Raw genomic sequence first — 18045 nt, 5'->3', positions numbered from 1 at the left:
CCGTCGGGCGCCTTGCGATCCGTTTTTATTTATCGCTCGATTCGCCGTCTTCCGCCTCTTTATCCATCTTCGCTTGATCGGAAGCGGTGACGATACCGATGCGCTCGTAAGAATACGCGGAAGCATCGTACACGGTGACGCCTGCGAGTTTTACGCGATAAACGTAATCGTAGTCGTCATCCTTGATGAAATAGAGATATCCGCCGAAGTACTCCGCGCCCGTGAAAGAGGTCATGACCTTGTCCTTCTCGTTCAACGCGTAATGGGCGTTCTCGGTGTTATCCATCGCATAGTAGCAGAGGAAATTATCGCCGTTTACATAGTAGAACTTTCCTTCCGCGACGGCGACGAGGGTATTCAGCGTAAGATCGCCGAAGGTTTTGGGTTCCGCGCCGTTCGTGTAGTAGACGACGGCTTTGCCGCTGCCCGCAGCCACGATGCCGCTCGCATAGGAGATCGGATACAGGCTCGAAAGGCTTTCGGAAGAAAGCTTGACTTCCGCGCCTTCGCCGAAGGTGAAGGACGTGTCTTGGAACTCATAGGCGAACGTTCCGAGGGCGGTGCCGGTGGAAGACGTCCCGACGAACGAAGTCTTGGTGTAGTAGATCGCGAGTTTGCCGCCCGTCACGGAAGACGCGACGACGCTGACGGCGTACTTCCCGCCTTGATAGCTTTCGGGGCCGATGACGGCTTTTTTATCCGAGCCGGAGGCATGGACGACGTACAGCGTGTTGCCGTACTCGAAAGAATCTTTGGACGCTTTGGTATAGAAAACGAACTCGTTCGCGTTTTTGCCCTTTTGCGCGGGATCGTAGGAATCGCATTTCGGGAAGTACACGCTCGAAATCTCGTCGTCGATGCACTTACCTTTATCCTTTTTCTTGAACTTCTTCGCGTTCAGGCTCTTGCTGTAAAGCTTATTATTCGAGCTATCGTACCAAACGAGAGCGGAGGGCGTGTAGGAATACTTCACCGAAGTGTCCTTAACGTTCAAAATGACTTGGGTGCCCGTGCCGTCGAGCTTGGTGCGCATAAATTGGATCGTGTCCGTTTGGACGGCGCCGGAGCGGTCTTCTTCCGCGCTCGGGCTGACATAGTAGATATAATTGCCGAAGATCGAGAAACCGACGTTCTCGGAATCCGCCATAATGCTCTTCGGGACGACGACGACGTAATCGGTGCCGAGCGTCCCGTCCTGCGCGTAACTTACGCGGACGATCGCGCCCTTTTTGACATTACCGAACCAGTTATCCTTGCCCTTTTCTTTCAAATAACCCGTGTAGCCGTTAACGAAATAGAGGTAACCGCCTTGCTTGACGACGAGCCCGCCGTTGCTTTCGACAGCCGCGTTCTTATCGCCCGCGGGCTTGATCGCGGAAGCCTTATAGCTTTCGCAAGCGCAAAGCACCGTTAAGACCGTAATCAAAACGAGCGCCACGACTAAAACCAATACAAACTTTTTACGCATATTCCTATCTCCCGATGAGTTACAGAGGAATAAATTATATCCCCGATAAATAATTATAGTATATAAAAGCAAATATTGCAATTATTTTCTGACACAAAATCAAACGAGCGACCTTTCGCCGAAGCGAATGCGCCCCGTTTGAGTATCGACCGATCCGGAGGAAAGTATGTTTATCGGAAAAATGATTTTGAAAGGCAAAAACGTCGCGTGTGCGGCGACCCTGCGCGCGAAGGAGACGACCGCGATCTTTCTTGCGGCGGGCGCGCGCCTCAAAGCGGCGGAGATTAACGGAAAGATTCTTGCGTTTTCCGAAGAAAACGAGGCTTTTCGTTTGCCGATCTCTTTGAAAAAATGCGACGCCGTCGCCCTTCTCGCGGAACGGAACGGAGCGCTGTTATTCGGATCGCTCGGGGTCTCGGACGAAGCCTCGGCAAGATGGCGGCTTCTGCGTTTTATCGAAGATAGGCAAGGAAACGGCGCTCCCGACGAGCCGAAGTCACCCGACGCAAACGAGCGGGGAAACTGCGACGAATCCGACCGAGAAAAGCCGACGACCGAGATCGCGAAAGCCCTGCCGACGGCTGACGAAAGCGCGCTCTCCGCTGAGACGGAGATTGCAGAAATCGCCGCGCCCGAGAAGGTCCTATCGAAAGAAGAGATCGCGCGGGAACGCGTCGAACACGGCGCGCCTTTTCCCTTCCTCGAAGACGCGATCCCGAAAAGCAAATGGGCAGTCCTCGAAGAAGACGGCGAACGCTTTTATCTCGGGATCGCGGAGAGCTGCGACGGCGAAAAAGTCCTCTATGCGATCGACGGGATTCGAACGGCGCCCGCGCTCGAAAACGCCGCCTTCTTCCCCTCGCCCGAGGACGAAGAGATCGGCTGGTTCATAAAAGAAGTTTGATCTTGCTCGAACCCGAAAAAAAAGGATCTCGCCCACTTTCGGTAAGATCCTTTTTTATTTCAGTCTTTCGCCTGCTTCTCGGCTTTCTTTTTCGTCCTCTTTTCCGCTTTTTCCCTGCGCGCGGCTTCCAGCCTTTCGATCCTTTCTTCGTAATGCTTTTTGATCTCGGAAAGCCGATCCGTCTCGACGGGGCGATCCTTTTCGATGCGCTCCGGAAGAGGCGCGGGGTCGAACGGAGGAACGACGGCGTCCTTTCGCTCGCGAACTTCGACCTGCTGGAACGGGATCGAAATGCCGTTTTTCTTAAACTCGTTGTAGACGTGCTCGACGACGTAATAATAGACGTCCCAATAATCCGAAGAGTCGCACCAGCAGTACGCAAAGAATCCGAGACTGCTCGCGTCGAAGGTTTTGAGCTTGCAGAACGGTTCGGGATCGAGATAGATCTTGCCGTAAGAGCGCATAACGTCCGTAACGGTCTTTTTAACGAGTTCGACGTCCGACTCATAAGCGACGGGAATATCGAAATTCACCCTGCGACGGGGATTCGCGCCCGCATTCACGACCGAGCTGTTCACGATCATCGAATTGGGAACGGTGATCTTTTTATTATCGGGCGTAAAAAGCGTCGTAAAAAGAAAATTGATCTCGATGATCGAACCTTCCTTTCCGTCCACGATGATATAGTCGCCCTTCTTGAACATCTTATTCGCGACGATGACGATCCCGTTCGCCACGTTCGCTATATTGGATTGCAGAGCCATCCCGACCGCGAGGATCGCGGCGCTGAGCGCGGTAATAACGCCCGTCAGTTCGACCCCGACGATCGCCAGAAGCGCAAGCACGAGGACGAGCGCAAGCAGGAATTTGATGATCGCAAGCAGGAAGTTTTGAGCGACGGATTCCATCTTCGTCTTCGAAAAGATCTTCCGAAACGCAGCCATCAATACTTTGATCAGAATAATGCCGATCAAGAGGACGGCAAAAAAGCGAACGATATTCCAAACGTTCCCGACGAAAAAGCTTTTGACCTTATTCCAAAATGCGCTCCAATCCATAGAAAACTCCTTTTTCTTATTACACATTAACCGAAAACAACGAAAAAGTCAAGGCAACAAACAAAGAAGCGCGCCGCCTTCCGGCAGCGCGCTTGGTTTGTTTCGGTCAGATCAAATCCCTTATTTCATTTGGGAGTTGACCAAACTTTTGATGCTCGTGTCACCGAAGACCACGTCGATGAACATCTTCGCGATCTCTTCAACGGTGGGCTCGACGGAATCCTTATTCAGGAATTTGACGATTTCTTTCACGAGGTTGGTCGCGACGCCGTCATCCGCAAAGATCGCTTCCGCACCTTCGATTTGTTCGGCGGTGAAGCTCTTGAGCTTGTCGTCGTTACGATCGCCCCAGTTGAAGAAGAACTTGGAGAAGGTAACTTGGGTGTCGCTCTTCACAGCGCCCGCAAGGTCGGTGACCTTGAACTTGACGGTGAAGCTCGCCGCGCCTTCGTCTTCCGCGATGACGTTGCAGGTGTAGATCCTGTTGTCGGTGGTGACGGTCACGTTGATGTCAAACTCATTTTCTTTCGAGCCGTCGAAGAGGACTACGACTTTGACGTCGTCAACCTCAACGTAGACGTAGAGCTGATCTTTGTATTCCGCGGTGTTGAAGTACACCTTGACGGACTTGGGCTCTTTGATGTCGGTCGGGAGTTGCATCGGGAGCATCTTGAGCTTGTTGATCGCATCGGTGACCTTGTTGATGACCGCGGGGGTCACTTCGATGGAAGCGGAATCTTCACCGATGGCGATGACGCCGTCCTTAACGAGGTCTTCGTAGATGCCCTTGATCGCGTTGAAGTAATCGCCGATCTTGTTGATGCTGAATCCGCCTTGTTCGCCGGCGCTCTCATCTTCCGCCTTAGCGGTCTTGCCCGCATTCTTGACGGAGCCGTAGTAGCTGAGGATCGCTTTCGCGAGTTTGTTATCGAGAAGAGCCTTCATCGCGGGCTTTGCTTCTTCGTCCGTTTTGAGGGTGATGACGCCGTTCTCGTCCTTCTTGATGCCCTGCCAATTGTCGAGGCCGAGCCAAGTCTCGATCGCCGCCATTCCTGCGTCGAAGTCATAGGTGTAGATGCCTTCGCCGTTATCTTCCATGCCGAGGACGGTGCCGCTGATGCAAAGCACTTTGCTCGCTTGCTCATAGGTAACGGTGAAGAAGTTCTTCGCGGTTTCCGCATCGTAAGCTTCGCCCGGATTCTTCGTGATCGTGAGGGAGCCTTTCGCCTGACTGGGCTTGAAGGGGTTCACGCTCGAAACGAAGTGGAAGCGGAAGGTGTCGTCGAGTTCGAGGTTGGTATCTTTGATGTAGATATCGCCGCCGATATCGAAGTTCGTCGGGCTGAAATATTCGGCTTGCGCCGCAGCCGCCGGGATGACGTTCTCGATCTTACCGGTGGTGATGAAGTTGAAGTCGCTGAGATACAGCGCGAAGCTGATAGACGGGATATCGAGCTTGGTCGCGTCCTTGCCTTCATCCTCATTGAAGTAGAAGGTGCATTCGGGGAGGTTTACCGCAAGTTCGAAATCGGTGAGTTCGTCTCTGTCCTCACCCGCGACGGTCGCCGCGATCGTGACGTGACCGAGGAGTCCGTGCATCGTCGAGATGTTGAGGTCCTCAAGGTAGGGGATTCCTTCGAACATATCGGGGGTAATCAGGTCGCCCGCGAGCTCCGCAACTTGGGAAAGGACGGTGTTGAGGTTGAGGTCGACGAGGTAGGTCGAAGTCTTCGCCGCCGCATCTTCTTTGACATAGCCTTGCGCAAGCATATCGATGACGCTCGCGACGATGCCGGAGACGGCGCCGTCGACTTCATACGCATCGAGAACCTCTTTCAAAGTTCCGGTCGGGAGGAAATCCTCGCCCGGTTGCGCTTTCGGCGTGATGATCTCGCCGAGAAGCTTATTTAAAATGGCATAATCAATGTATTTATAAGTCTCACCGTATTGGAGAATGATCTTGCAATCTTTCTCTTCCGCCGCGCCTTGATAGTACAAGCCGCCGAGCACGCCGTCTTCATCTTCGAGCATAAGCGCGATTTCGGTGTTCGCCGCGTTCGCGAGATCGACGTTGCCCTTAATATGAAGTCCATAGTTTTCACCCATGACTTCGAGACCGATCTTGCCGTCCACGCCGAACTTCGCGGTTTGCGCGTTGGTGCCGACTTTGTTGACGGTGGAGAGAGCCGCGTTGACGATCTTATCGATCGCGCCGACGGTCGCGCCTTCTTCGGTAAGAGCCTCGTAGCCGTCCGTCTTATTCATCTTGCCCGCCCAGTTGGTGTAGGTAACGGTCTTCGCCTCTTTCTCAAAGGTCTTTTTGACCGCGCCCTTCTTCCAAGAAAGGACGACCTTATATTTGCCCGTCGATTCGGAGAAGCTGACTTGGATCGTCGGAGTGACTTCGTTCAAATCGCTGTCGGTAAACGAGAACTGATCCTCTTTTACCTTTTCCATAGCAGCTTGCAAAAGCGCGGTTTGATCGACGACTTTGTCTTGCGCGTTCGCAAGAAGCCATTTGTCGAGGTAAGCGCCGATGGAAGCTTCCATATCCGCCACTTGCTCCGCCGTTACGCCCTTGATGGTCTCGTTGTTAGACGGCGTGGGATCGGGTTTGTTTTCGCTGGGTTTCTTGCCGCCGCAAGCAACGAAGGTCAAAACCAGAACCACACAGAGCAGGATGGCTAAAATTATGCCAAACTTTTTCTTCATAGTTAAACCTCCAAAAAAAGATTTTTGTATATCCATATTACCACACGGACGCGGGTTTGTCAATACGTGCTCGTAATTCCGAGCTGTCATTTTTTGTAAGAACGTGTCGCCCCAAACTTCCGCGCGCTCCGACCTTTTTAAGGAAATCCGACGCGGTCTTCCGTTTTTCGGATCGGAAACGCGATCACCCGCTCTTTTTTCGGCGCGATCTCATATTTTTTCCTTTCTTTCCCATACTACGCCTATGCTGCTGAAAGAATCAAAAGAACGGATCAAAGCGGATTTCGGCGAAAGCTCGGACCTGACCTTCTGCCCCTCCGAAGCGGGCGGTCGCCCCGCGATGTACGTCACGTTCGATACGCTTTGCGATAAAGAACTCCTCGAAAACAACGTTATGCGCCCGCTATCCTTATTAAAAGGAGAGTTAACGAAAGAGAACATCCACGAAAAAGTTTTTACGACCGCGCCCGTTCGGATCACGCAAAACCTCGAAGAAGCGGAAAGCATGATCGCGGAAGGTGCGACCGCTCTTTTGATCGAAGGCGACGAAAATCTTTACGTCTTCTCGGTCAAAAAGTACGAACGCAGGAGCGTTTCGGAACCGCCGACAAGCAGCGTCCTCAAAGGTCCGCGCGAAGGGTTTACCGAAGATATCTCGATCAATGCGTCGCTTCTTCGCCGCCGCCTGAAAAACAAGCGCCTCGTCATAAAGGAACAAATCATCGGGAAGTACAGCGGGACGAAAGTCTTCGTCTGCTATCTATCGGACGTCGCGGCGAAAAAGACGGTCGACCTCGTCAACGAGCGGTTATCGCATATCGAGATCGACGGCGTCATCGACAGCTCCTATCTGACAAAATTCATCGAGGATGCGCCGACCTCGCTTTTCCCGCAAGTCGGGTCGATCGAGAAACCGGACGTCGTCGCGGCGAAGCTCCTCGAAGGAAGAGTCGCCGTCCTCTCGGACGGAAGCCCGATCGCGCTGACCGTCCCGCATATCCTGATCGAAAGCTTTCAAGACAGTCAGGATTATTTTAAAAGGAACGCGCGCGTAACGGTCACGCGCTTTTTAAGACTTTTCGCGGCGATCTTCGCCCTGTTTTTACCCGCGGCGTTCGTCGCCGTTCAGGAATTTCAATATCAAGTCCTGCCTTTGAAATTTCTGATCACGATCATCAACAGCACGAACGGGACTCCGCTTTCCCCGACCCTCGAAATGATCCTCGTCCTCTTGATCTTCGATATTCTGAACGAGGCGAGCGTCCGCATGCCGAAGTACGTCGGAATGGCTTTGTCCGTCGTCGGCGCGATCGTACTCGGAGAGACGGCGGTCAGCGCGGGGCTTTTGAGTTCGCCCGCCGTCCTCGTGACCGCGCTTTCTTCGATCGGGCTGTACCTCGTCCCGGACGACGTCGGAACGTACAGCATTCTGCGCCTTTTGTTCGTGGCGACCGCCGCGCTTCTCGGTCTTCTCGGGATCATCCTCGCCCTCGTCCTTTTGGTCGGACACCTCGTCACCCTGCAAAGTTTCGGCGCGAACTATCTCAGCCCCTACGCGCCTTTCGTCGGCGGCGACTTGAAGGACGGATTCGTAAAACGCGAGCTTTACGATATGGACGACCGCCCGTTTTCGATCGACAATCAAAACCCGAAACGGATAAAGAAAGACGACTTTTTACTCGAAAAACTCGGCGAAACGGAGGATCCTAATGAAACCGGACGTCAGTAACGTTCAACTTTCCGAGACGCGAAAGGTCTCCTACGCCGAATTCGCCCTGATTGCGATCGTCCTTCTCACCGCGACGAAGTTTTGCACGCTGCCGTCCGTCCTCGCGGGCGCGGCGGGGAGCAAAGCGATCTGGGTCGCCGCTCTGCTCGTCCTTTTCGAAAGCGCGACGCTGTTTTTCGCAGCCGAGATCGCGAAAGCGGGAGGACTGTTTCGCCTTGCTCTCAAAAAGCCCGTCCGCATCGCCTTCGCGAGCCTTTATCTCGCGTTCTTTTTGATCAAGATCGCCGCCTTTACGAGAGAGATCTCCTCGTACTACGCGCTGTCGCTTTTCGAAGGAATCCCCGTCCTTCCGATCGCCGCCGTCTATCTCCTCGCCTGCGTCCTGCTTGCGTCTAAAGGATTCGCGGGCATCGGGCGCGTCCTCGAAGTCTTTCTGTGGCTGGCAGTCTTCGTCTTTCTTTTTATTCTGATCTTTACGACGACCAAAGGCGACTTTTTCAATTTCCTCGCAATCTTCAACGCCGATTTCGACGGATTCTCGAAAGGCGTCTTCTTTTCGTTCGCTTGGTTCGGCGACGCGGCGGTCGTCTGTTTTCTCGACCTGTCGGGCATAAAGAAAAACGGTCTCGAAAAGCGCGAGGTCGCGCCCGATCCGTCGCTCGATGAAAATCCCGAAAAGGAGCCGTCGGGCGCAAGCCAAGGAACCTCGCATAAAAAGAAGATCGCCTTCGCCGCGCTGTTCTTTTCGCTCGCGCTCGTCCTCGTCTTTTACGCGATCTTCACCTCGGTCTACGGCGACGCGGCGAAGATGACCGACTTCGCTTTCATCAAACTCAGCACCTTCAAAGCGAATGCGGACGAACTCGGCTCGGCGGACTGGCCCGTGATCTTTCTTTGGGCGATCGTCGGCGTGATCTATCTTTCCCTCGTCTTTCTGTCGGGAAGGGAATGTTTGTGCCATTTGCGGGAAAGCGCGGGAATGCAAGTAAAAAAGGATTTTTCCTGCTTCGCCTTCCTCGGGATCGCCGCGCTCTTTCTTTCGACCGTGTTTTTGGATGAAGAAGGCGATTACGTCTCCTTTATGACGAAGATCGCAAACGTCGCGTCGATCGCGATCACCCTTTTGACCGTCGCGCTCGGGATCTTCGCGACCCCTGAAAGAAAGGAGAACGCGAAATGAAGACGCGCACGAAACGAATCATGAAGATCGCTTTGCTCGTGGTCGCCGTGGCGATCGTCGGGAACCTGATCGTCTCCCAACCCATTTTGAATAAAGCGATCGTCATCGGAATGGGGATCGACGAGACGGAAGACGGGGAAGTCGAAGTCACCGTCCAGATCGCGGTGGCGGGCGAAAGCTCGGCTCCCGGCGCGCCGAATCGCTATGCGATCATGTCGGGAAAGGCGTCCACGCTGATCGGCGCGATGGATCGGATCGCGCGAACGACCGCCTATAAACCCGCTTACTTCCATTGCCACATGGTGATATTCGGAGAAAGACTCACGAAAAACGGCGTAAAAGGGATCGCGACCGAACTTTTCAACGAAGACTCCGTTATGGACGACGTCGCGGTCATGGCGGTCAAAGGGACGGCGAAAGAAACGCTCGAAAGAAGCGTCTCGGTGCAAGGCGCGTCTTCGGTCTATCTGCAACAGCTGAACAAGATCAACTGTTCGACGGGCGGACACCCGACGGCGACCTTAAAAAGTTTCGTCACGAATTTCGAGACGAAAGGCGTCACGCCCTATCTTCCTTGGGTCGAGGCGATCCCCGTCCCGAAAGCGATCGGCGGCGCGGACACGGGCGGCGACGAACGGAATTACGCGTTCGATTGCTCGAAAACCGTCTTGTTTTACAAAGACGGGAAAGGCGTAATTACGGGAGAGAACGTGACCGCCGCGATCGGGCTTTCGGCGCAAGCGGAAGGAATGCTCCTGCCGATCAAGACGGACGAAGGATTTATGGACGTCAACGTAAAGCGGTCGCTTACTTGGTGGAAGATCGAAAGAAGCGGGAAGATCTCGCTTTGCTGCCTGTACTTCGTAAACGTCGTCACGCAATCCGTAAAAAAAAGCGCGAAAGAGATCCCCGACGCCTTCGTGATCGAACACACGAAAAAGTATATTCGCGGCGTAATGGAAAACGCCTATTTCGAAGAAGCGGAAAAGGGGTTGGACATCTATTCGCTTGCGGGAAAATATCATAAAAAGTTCGGCGAAAAAAGAGAGCCGCAAAGGCTCTCTCTCGATTTGAAATTGACCGTCCGCCTCGGCGACGCATAATCATTCCAGATTCAACAGTTCGAGGATCTTGGGTTTGCCGCGCTTGGCAAGCTGCTTTTCGAGGAAGATGAACAGAACGAAGATCGCCGCGCCGCACCCCGTCAAAGCAAGCAGAATATAGAACATTTTGAGGGAGATCTCGCTGATCTTCATCATATTGAAGACGCCGGGCAGGATCAGCCACCCGCCGAGATACAGAGCCAGCATCGTAAAGAAAATCACGGCGTGTTTTACGTCCATCGGCAGGCAAACGCGGAACAAGACCATAAAGTTCGCGACCGCGACCATCAAGACCGAAAGCATATCCGCCTCCTCGATCGAGAGGGGCATCGCTTTTTTGATGACCTGTATCGCGACGATCCCGACGACGATCGTCAGCGCGCCGGGCAGCGCTTTTCGAAGCGCGTTATAGATAAAGCTGCCTTCCGCTCTCTCTTTATTCGGTTCGAGCGCAAGCAGGAACGAGGGAAGCCCCGTGGCGGTCGCGCCGACGAGGGTCAGGTGAGAAGGTTCGAAGGGATAGCTTCCGATAAAGAGGAAAATGATCGCGAGAAGGGTCGCGTAGATCGTCTTTACGAGGTACAAAGAGGCGGAACGTTGCAGGTTATTGATCGAGCGGCGACCTTCCATGACGACTTTCGGCATCGAGGCGAAATTGGAATCGAGAAGGACCAAAGAGGCGACGCTCTTCGCGACGTCGCTTCCCGAAGCCATCGCGACGCTGCAATCCGCTTCCTTCAACGCGAGGACGTCGTTTACGCCGTCACCCGTCATCGCGACGGTGTGTCTGCGCTTCTTGAAGGCTTTGATGATATTGAGTTTTTGCTCGGGGGTGACCCTGCCGAAAATCTTATAGCGGCGGATCAGATCCTCGTAATCGGGGTTTTCGCCCCAACTCGCCGCGTCCGTGTACTTTTCCGCGCCCGCAAGCCCCGCTTTCTTCGCGATCGCGGAAACGGTGACGGGATTATCGCCCGAGATCACGCGGATATCGACGCCCTGCTCCGCAAAATAGCGCAAGGTGTCGGGAGCTTCGTCGCGGATCTTATCTTCGATCAAGACGAACCCCATGACGACGGGATCGACGGCTTTGCCCTCTTCGAGCGAAAGAGTCTTGACGACGGTCAGAACTCTTTTCCCTTCCTTTTGAAACTCCGCGCACTCCGCTTTGAAAGAAGGCGCGAGACTCGGCGCGAGAAATTCGATCGCGCCCATCAAATAGAACGCGCCTCCCGCCTCTTTCGCGCCGCTCCATTTGCGATCGGACGAAAAGGGGAAGATCTCTTCCGCCGCCGCGCTCTCCTCTTCCTTTTCGGAGAACGCCTTGACGGCTTCGTAGGTCGGGTTGTTATCCTCGACGGAACGCGTTATGAACGCGAGGGCTTTTTTGATCTCTTCTTCGGAAGCGGCTTCCGCTTTCAACCCCGTCACGATCATCGAACCTTCGGTGATCGTCCCCGTCTTATCCAAGCAAAGGACGTCCACGCGCGCCAAGGTCTCGATGCTGTAAAGATCCTGCGAAAGAGTCTTATGGGTGGAAAGACGGACGACGCCGACCGCAAACACCGTCGTGGAAAGCGCGATCAGCCCTTGCGGGATCATCGAGACGACGCTGCCCGCCATTTTGAGGACGGCGTCCTCGATGGAGTTTTTAACGATGAGATGCTGTTTCAGCAAAAGAGCGACGCCGAGCGGGACGACGATGATGCTCATCAATCGAATGATCGCGCGCAAGGAGCGCAAGATCTCGGAATTGCTTTTTTTGATATAGCGCGCGCCCGCGGCGATCTTGCTTGCGTAATTATCCGCGCCGACGTGGATCACGCGCGCCGAGCATTTGCCGCTGACGACGAAACTGCCGCTTTTAAGCTCTTCCCCTTCTTTTTTCAAGATCGGATCGGATTCGCCCGTGATCATACTTTCGTTGACTTCGACGCTTCCGCTGACGACGACCGAGTCCGCGCAAATTTGCCTGCCCGCGTCAAGGATCATGACGTCGTCCAAGACGAGCTCTTCGACGGGAATGATTTTCTCCTCCGCGTCGCGCAAAACGGCGACTTTGGGCGCGGAGATCAGAGAAAGCTTTTCGATGGTCTTCTTCGCTTTGATCTCTTGAAAGATCCCGACGAATAAATTAAAGAAAACGATGCCCATAAACAAGGTATCGTTCCACTTTTTGCCGCCGCTCATCGCAAGGATCAAGACGGCAAGGATGACGTTCAGAATATTAAACAGCGTAAAGGTGTTGGAATAGACGATCTTCCAAACGCTTTTGGTTTGAAGATCCTGCTTTCCGTTTACTTTGCCCTCTCTTACGCGCTGCTCGACTTCTTCCTTCGTCAGCCACAAAGAGGTTTGTTCCGCTTGCTCTTTCTCTTCCATTTTACTTTCCGCCGTTCTGTCGAACGTATTCATACATTCCGATCCCCGCCGCGACGGAGACGTTCATCGAGTCGATCTTTCCTTGCATCGGGATCTTTACGACGCCGTCCGCAAGCTTTTTCGAGAGCGCGGAAACGCCCGCGCCTTCGCTGCCGAGGATCAGGCAGACGTCCCCTTTGAGGTCGCAAGCCGCGGCTTCCGTCCCGTCCATATCCATCGCGTAGACCTTAAAGAAAAGGTCTTTTAAGGAACGGATCGCGTCGTTGATATTCGTTACTCTCGCGACTTTGACGTACTCTGCCGCGCCGCACGCCGTCTTGATGACCGTCTCGTTGACCGAGACCGAGCGATGCTTGCCGATGACGATGCCCGCCGCGCCGAGACACTCCGCGCTTCGAATGATACTGCCGAGATTATGCGGATCTTCGACCCCGTCCAAGACGATGACGAGCCTCTCGCCCTCTTTTTTGCCTTCGACGATCTCGGAAAGCGAGCTATAAGAGTAATCCGTCGTGTAAGCGAGGACGCCCTGATGCTTCTTCGTCGACGAAAGTTTATCCAAATTCTCGCGCGTGCAAAACACGGCTTTCGCGCCGAATTCCTTCGCTTGCATCGCGAGGGCTTCCGCCATTTTGTCGCCTTTTTGCGCGCAGATCTTATCGATCGTCTTGCCCGACTTCAAAAGTTCTTTTACCGCGTTTTTCCCGAATACGATCATTTTATTTCTCCATCATCTCGAATAATTCTTCGAGTCTTTCGTTCTCCCCCGTCAAATATAAATATCCGATCACGGCTTCGAGCCCGCTCGCGCGGCGATAATCCGCAACCGAATAGTTTTTCGCGTGGTGACGGTTTTTGCTGTTTCGCGCGCGAAGGTAGATCTCTTTTTCTTCTTCCGTCAGGCTTTCGATGACCCGCTCCACTTGCTCGGACTGCGCACGCGCGTTTACCTCTTTCGCGGCTTCGACGTGAAGCGCGCCGGCTTTCGCGGTGGACTCCGAAGCGAGTTTCGTTCGGACGAAAAGCGTGTCCACCCCGTCGCCGACGAACGCGAGAACGAGAGGATTCATTTGCCTGACCTTATTTTTCTCCAACGGAAGTTTAATCATACCGTATTTATTATAATATACGCGCGTTCAAAAAGCAAAAGAAAAGAGCGGCGATTCTTCATAGAATCCCTTTTTCGATCATATATTTTCCGTGTGCAAAGGTGCATAAAGCGTCCTTGATTGTGGATAACTTTGTGGATAAGTGGATTGCTTATTCATTTTTGCATTCTTTTTCGCATAAAATGTCGTTTTTCGGCGGAGGCAAACTATGTTCAAAGTCATTCGGTTCCACACCCTTCTCCTTTCCGTCGCGGCGATCGTTCTCGCGGCGGCGGTCACGCCCGCCTTTTTTCTGTCGCGGAGAGCCTCCGAAAACGCTTTTTCGCAAGCGGAAAAAAGGCGGGTCGTCGTGGACGCGGGTCACGGCGGAGAAGACCCCGGCGTGGCGGGCGCAAAAACGGGAGTCAAAGAAAGCGACCTGAATCTCAAAACGGCGCTGACCCTCGGCGATCTCCTTTCTTCCGCGGGCTTCAAAGCCGTACAAACGCGGGTATCGGAAGGATCGCTCGTCTCGGGGAAATACAGTAAATCGAAGGATATGGAAGAAAGAAAAAAGACGATCGAGCGAGCGAAACCGCAAGCCGTCGTCAGCATTCATATGAATAACTACCCCGAAGACCCGAAAAGGCGCGGCGTACAAGTCTTTTATTCGACCGAAGCGTCCGCCGCCTTCGCCGAGCGAATGCAAACGCACCTGAACAACGCGATGAACGTCCCGACGCTCGGGCGCGGGTTCGACCCGATCCGCGGCGACTACTACATCGCAAAATGCGGAAACTGCCCTTCCGTCATCATCGAATGCGCTTTCCTTTCAAGCCCCTTGGACGAAGCCCTGATCTCGGACGCGAACTACCGACTGCGCCTCGCGATCGAGATCGAAAAAGGGATCGAAGCGTATCTGAACGCCGCATAAGGAAACTTCGAGCGGGAACGGATATTTATTTGAGGGTTCGTTTTATTCTTTACCGCTTTCGGATTTGCGTTTTTTGATTGCGTTTTTAATATTCTTGAACCCGCATTTATCCGTTACCTTTTCGGTAACCAAAAGGAAAGACGGAAGGATGAAAAGGACGATCAAGACGGCGAACAGCGCGCCGAATCCGAGCTGCGTCCCCATCGCGGCGACGACGCCGGAAGACGCGATCGACAGGATGAATCCCGTCAGCGTCAGAATGATCCCGGAAGTAATGACCGTCGGGAAAACGGCGTTCAGGGCTTCCGCCATCGCGTCAAAGCGATCGATATACTTCTCTCGGATCGAGCGGTAGCGGTTGGTCAGGACGATCGCATAGTCGATCGTCGCGCCCATTTGGATCGCGCAGATAATCAAATACCCGATGAAGCAGACCGAGCTGCCCGTCAAAAACGGAAGGACGCAATTCAGCCAGATCCCGCCCTCGATCGTCAAAGTCAGGATCACGGGTAAAAGCAAATTGCGGAAAGTAAAGAGCAAAATGAGCAAAATGAACGCGAGGGTAAAAAGGTTTACGCGCAGATTATCCATCGGGAAATACCCCGCCATATCGTAGCAGACGACCGTTTCGCCCGTCATATAGAATTCGTCGTAGTACTCTTTCAGCCCCGATTTCAAAGCCTTGATCAAAGCGAGCGCCGCCTCGTCCTCCACGCCGGCATTGATATTGAACGTCATTCGGACGTAATTCTCCCCGACGAGATTATTCTTCGCGTAGACGAGCTGCCCGAGCTGCTCTTTATACTCCGACGGTAAGATTTTCGAGAAGTTCGGACTCTCGTAAAGGTAGGCGAGGAGCTCATAGATCGGGACCTCGGCGACAGCGGGATCGAGACCGTGAGAGGAACAATAACCGTTAAAGATCATCGGACCGAACGAAGCGTAGGTCGACGCGTCTTCCCCGCCGGAAAGCGCGCCGATAAAGCCCGACATACTCTCTTTGCTCACGCGATCGGAGAGATAGACTCCGTCCGCGATCTCGATCGCGGCGATTGCCGTCGCGGAATCGACGACCGCGAACGACTCGACGTAAGACGCGACTTCGCGCTGTCTTTGATCGTCGCCGTCGTTCGGGACGACGAGAACGAGGGGATTGACTTTGCCGAATCCCGCTTCTTCGGTCGCCTTCCGACCTTTGATCAAATACTCCGTGTTATTCATATCGAACGCATAGGTATTAAAAGATTGCCCGACCCCCGCGAAAATGACGATCGCAAGGAAGACGGGAACGATGATCTTTCGCGCGTGGACGATCTTCCTCGTCGGTTTGACGACGGACGGGATGAACGAACGGTGCCGCCCTTTTTCGAGGGGTTTCGCCAACAAAACGAGAAGCGCGGGCATCAAAAAGAGAACGGAGATCAAGCTCAACAAAATGCCCTTGGTCAGAGCAAGCCCGATCTCGACGCCGATATCGAGCTTCATTAAGATCAGCGCGCACATACCCGCGATCGTCGTCAGCGAACTCGCGAGGATCTCGGGAAAACCCTTTCTTTGCGCTTCGACGGCGGCGTCTTGGGCGCTCAGCCCGCCGTCGCGTTCTTCGACGTAACGGTGAAGCAAGATGACCGAATAGTCGATGGACAGCGCAAGTTGCAGGACGAGAGAAACGAGGTTCGAGATATAAGAGATCCCGCCGAACAGAAAATTCGTCCCCATATTGAGGAGCGCGGAAACGCCGAGCGTCAAAAGCATCGGGACGAGCTCGAAGAAAGACTTCGAAGTGACGACGAGCATAACGAGGATGACGATAACGATCGCGACGCCGATTTTGAAAATGCTGACTTCGGTGGAAATTTTCGTGTAGTACGAACTCGCCGATTGCCCGATAAACGCGACGTCATACCCTTTCGTCGCGTCGATCAGCCGATCCATCGTCGCAAACGCTTCTTTGGTGGAATCGTGATCGGTAAAAAGGATCGTGATCATCGCGGAAGAGGTCTCGGACTTATAGGAAGACGAAGGATCGAAGACGGTGGTCGCCACGCCCTTTACCGACTGCAATTCTTTCGCAAGAAGCGTCGCTCTTTCTTCGGTGATCTCTTTGACGACGGCGTATGCGTTTCCTTTATCGTCGAATTCCTTTTTCAAGACGGCGAGCCCGGTCGCCGCCGTGCTCTCATCCGGCAGAAACTCCGCCACGTCGTATAAAACCTTCGTCGTCGGGATCGCGATCGCCGCGAGGACGCATAAAGCGGAAAAGACCGCGATCAAAACGTAACGAAAGCGCACGTTGAATCGCCCGATCTTGCGCGTTATTGCATCCATCGATAGTTTTCCTTTCATGACCCTGTTCCTTCGGGCGATCCTTTCGCCCGCAAAAAAATCCCGTAGGTTGACAAACCTTCCGATTTTTATCATAATATACACGTGTCGATTATGCAACCAAATGCAACCGACAGATTTTACGGAACGGAACATAACGCAACACCCTTCCCGCGAAGTGTTGCGTTTCATAAAAAAATTTCGGAGGACGTATGGAGAAGAAAGAAGATCGCAGGATCGCGATGACCAAGCGAATGCTGAAAAACGCTTTGACCGAAATGCTGAAAGAACGGGATATTTATCACGTTTCCATTCGCGAACTTTGCGAACGCGCGGACGTAAACCGCACGACCTTTTACAAGCATTACGGAAGCCAATTCGAACTTTTGGACGATATGGAAACGGATCTTTTGGATCTGACCGCAAAGATGATCGCGGAAGACACGGAAAACAGCGGAAGCAGCGTGGAAAAGATCCTCGCCTTTTTCGAAAAGGACATCGAATTCGTTCGGCTTTTGATCAATTCCAACGTAGACCCCGAATTCCCGCAAAAACTCTTTTCTTTAACGGTCATCAAAAATTCATTGAAAAAGCGAACGCCGAAAACCTCGAAAAACGAAAACGAATACATCAACCGATTCGTCCTGTTCGGTGCGTACGAACTCGTCAAAAGCTGGCTGAATAAGGACGAAAGAGAAAGCCCGAAAGAAATGGCGGAGATCATCGTCCGCCTCTTCGCTTTGAATTTCAGCGAATAAGAGGAATCTTTCCGATGCCGTTATTTCAAGGCGCGTAATCGGCGATTTCTCGGCAAGCTCGAAATGACTTTATAATCGATCATCCCGAGCGTGTCGAAGGATCTCATCCGCTTCCCACTGCTTCGCATTCGGGGATTCCTCGACGACGGCGCCCTCGCGCCTGCTCGGAATGACGTGCTTTTTCCATTCGTCATCCTGAACGAAGTGAAGGATCGCCTTGTACTCCCACCTCCGAAGCAACGCTTTTTCCAAATTCGTCATCCCGAGGCACCCGAGGGATCGCCTTGTACAGTTACCCGCAACGCCCCGCTTTTATCATTTCGTCATCCTGAACAAAGTGAAGGATCTCATCCGATTTCTTTCTATCCCGAGTAATCGGCAAGGATTCGGCGATTTTTCCACTC

The 18045-nt window shown here is 53.3% G+C and carries 14 protein-coding genes; 6 read left to right on the top strand and 8 right to left on the bottom strand.

The window, feature by feature from the left end; all coding sequences use genetic code 11:
* Window positions 1-25 precede the first annotated feature (25 nt).
* Complete coding sequence (locus tag K5753_04560; protein ID MCR4726475.1) at window positions 26-1468, bottom strand: DUF5050 domain-containing protein; 1443 nt, start codon at window positions 1466-1468, stop codon at window positions 26-28.
* Window positions 1469-1634: 166 nt separating this feature from the next.
* On the opposite strand from K5753_04560, the gene K5753_04555 reads away from it, so the two are divergent.
* Entirely contained in the window at window positions 1635-2372 is a 738-nt protein-coding gene (locus K5753_04555; protein MCR4726474.1) for a hypothetical protein, read from the top strand.
* A gap of 59 nt (window positions 2373-2431) precedes the next feature.
* Here K5753_04555 and K5753_04550 read toward each other — a convergent pair whose 3' ends face one another.
* Window positions 2432-3430: a mechanosensitive ion channel gene (locus tag K5753_04550; protein ID MCR4726473.1), complete on the bottom strand. Its 999-nt coding sequence runs from the start codon at window positions 3428-3430 to the stop codon at window positions 2432-2434.
* 120 nt (window positions 3431-3550) lie between these two features.
* A complete protein-coding gene (locus tag K5753_04545) occupies window positions 3551-6142 on the bottom strand; it encodes a hypothetical protein (protein ID MCR4726472.1) in 2592 nt (863 codons plus the stop codon).
* A gap of 244 nt (window positions 6143-6386) precedes the next feature.
* Between K5753_04545 and K5753_04540 the strand changes: the two genes are divergently transcribed.
* Genes K5753_04540 through K5753_04530 form a run of 3 tightly spaced genes read left to right on the top strand, consistent with a single transcriptional unit; the run spans window position 6387 to window position 10154 of the window.
* On the top strand, window positions 6387-7871 hold the full coding sequence (locus K5753_04540) for a spore germination protein (GenBank protein ID MCR4726471.1): 1485 nt from the start codon (window positions 6387-6389) through the stop codon (window positions 7869-7871).
* Window positions 7852-9051, top strand: coding sequence for a spore germination protein (locus K5753_04535; protein MCR4726470.1), 1200 nt, complete (start codon window positions 7852-7854; stop codon window positions 9049-9051). The genes K5753_04540 and K5753_04535 overlap by 20 nt, the downstream gene beginning before the upstream one ends.
* Window positions 9048-10154, top strand: a complete 1107-nt coding sequence (locus K5753_04530) for a hypothetical protein (GenBank protein ID MCR4726469.1) — start codon at window positions 9048-9050, stop codon at window positions 10152-10154. Before K5753_04535 ends, K5753_04530 begins: the two co-directional genes overlap by 4 nt.
* Here K5753_04530 and K5753_04525 read toward each other — a convergent pair whose 3' ends face one another.
* The 3 genes from K5753_04525 to K5753_04515 are packed head-to-tail and all read right to left on the bottom strand — an operon-like array spanning window position 10155 to window position 13645.
* Window positions 10155-12569 (bottom strand): HAD-IC family P-type ATPase, encoded by a 2415-nt coding sequence (locus tag K5753_04525; GenBank protein ID MCR4726468.1) that lies wholly within the window; start codon window positions 12567-12569, stop codon window positions 10155-10157.
* A complete protein-coding gene (gene rlmB, locus K5753_04520; GenBank protein MCR4726467.1) occupies window positions 12538-13254 on the bottom strand; it encodes a 23S rRNA (guanosine(2251)-2'-O)-methyltransferase RlmB in 717 nt (238 codons plus the stop codon). Before rlmB ends, K5753_04525 begins: the two co-directional genes overlap by 32 nt.
* Before the next feature lies 1 nt (window position 13255).
* Window positions 13256-13645, bottom strand: coding sequence for a ribonuclease III (locus K5753_04515; protein ID MCR4726466.1), 390 nt, complete (start codon window positions 13643-13645; stop codon window positions 13256-13258).
* A 208-nt stretch (window positions 13646-13853) separates the two neighbouring features.
* On the opposite strand from K5753_04515, the gene K5753_04510 reads away from it, so the two are divergent.
* Entirely contained in the window at window positions 13854-14558 is a 705-nt protein-coding gene (locus K5753_04510) for an N-acetylmuramoyl-L-alanine amidase (protein MCR4726465.1), read from the top strand.
* A gap of 42 nt (window positions 14559-14600) precedes the next feature.
* Here the strand turns inward: K5753_04510 and K5753_04505 are convergent, their stop codons facing one another.
* On the bottom strand, window positions 14601-16904 hold the full coding sequence (locus K5753_04505; GenBank protein MCR4726464.1) for an MMPL family transporter: 2304 nt from the start codon (window positions 16902-16904) through the stop codon (window positions 14601-14603).
* A gap of 191 nt (window positions 16905-17095) precedes the next feature.
* On the opposite strand from K5753_04505, the gene K5753_04500 reads away from it, so the two are divergent.
* Window positions 17096-17641 (top strand): TetR/AcrR family transcriptional regulator, encoded by a 546-nt coding sequence (locus K5753_04500; GenBank protein MCR4726463.1) that lies wholly within the window; start codon window positions 17096-17098, stop codon window positions 17639-17641.
* Window positions 17642-17710: 69 nt separating this feature from the next.
* Here the strand turns inward: K5753_04500 and K5753_04495 are convergent, their stop codons facing one another.
* Complete coding sequence (locus K5753_04495) at window positions 17711-17893, bottom strand: hypothetical protein (GenBank protein MCR4726462.1); 183 nt, start codon at window positions 17891-17893, stop codon at window positions 17711-17713.
* Between the last annotated feature and the right edge of the window lie 152 nt (window positions 17894-18045).

The sequence above is a fragment of the Clostridia bacterium genome (genome assembly GCA_024685775.1).
Classification (GTDB): Bacteria; Bacillota; Clostridia; order Christensenellales; family CAG-1252; genus CAG-1252.
Note: the sequence above shows the minus strand (reverse complement) of the source record. Positions and strands in the feature narration are given on the sequence as shown.

Coding starts and splice junctions, on each gene's coding strand:
- K5753_04560 (MCR4726475.1), bottom strand. CDS start 1,468: ATGCGTAAAAAGTTTGTATTGGTTTTAGTCGTGGCGCTCGTTTTGATT.
- K5753_04555 (MCR4726474.1), top strand. CDS start 1,635: ATGTTTATCGGAAAAATGATTTTGAAAGGCAAAAACGTCGCGTGTGCG.
- K5753_04550 (MCR4726473.1), bottom strand. CDS start 3,430: ATGGATTGGAGCGCATTTTGGAATAAGGTCAAAAGCTTTTTCGTCGGG.
- K5753_04545 (MCR4726472.1), bottom strand. CDS start 6,142: ATGAAGAAAAAGTTTGGCATAATTTTAGCCATCCTGCTCTGTGTGGTT.
- K5753_04540 (MCR4726471.1), top strand. CDS start 6,387: ATGCTGCTGAAAGAATCAAAAGAACGGATCAAAGCGGATTTCGGCGAA.
- K5753_04535 (MCR4726470.1), top strand. CDS start 7,852: ATGAAACCGGACGTCAGTAACGTTCAACTTTCCGAGACGCGAAAGGTC.
- K5753_04530 (MCR4726469.1), top strand. CDS start 9,048: ATGAAGACGCGCACGAAACGAATCATGAAGATCGCTTTGCTCGTGGTC.
- K5753_04525 (MCR4726468.1), bottom strand. CDS start 12,569: ATGAATACGTTCGACAGAACGGCGGAAAGTAAAATGGAAGAGAAAGAG.
- rlmB (MCR4726467.1), bottom strand. CDS start 13,254: ATGATCGTATTCGGGAAAAACGCGGTAAAAGAACTTTTGAAGTCGGGC.
- K5753_04515 (MCR4726466.1), bottom strand. CDS start 13,645: ATGATTAAACTTCCGTTGGAGAAAAATAAGGTCAGGCAAATGAATCCT.
- K5753_04510 (MCR4726465.1), top strand. CDS start 13,854: ATGTTCAAAGTCATTCGGTTCCACACCCTTCTCCTTTCCGTCGCGGCG.
- K5753_04505 (MCR4726464.1), bottom strand. CDS start 16,904: ATGAAAGGAAAACTATCGATGGATGCAATAACGCGCAAGATCGGGCGA.
- K5753_04500 (MCR4726463.1), top strand. CDS start 17,096: ATGGAGAAGAAAGAAGATCGCAGGATCGCGATGACCAAGCGAATGCTG.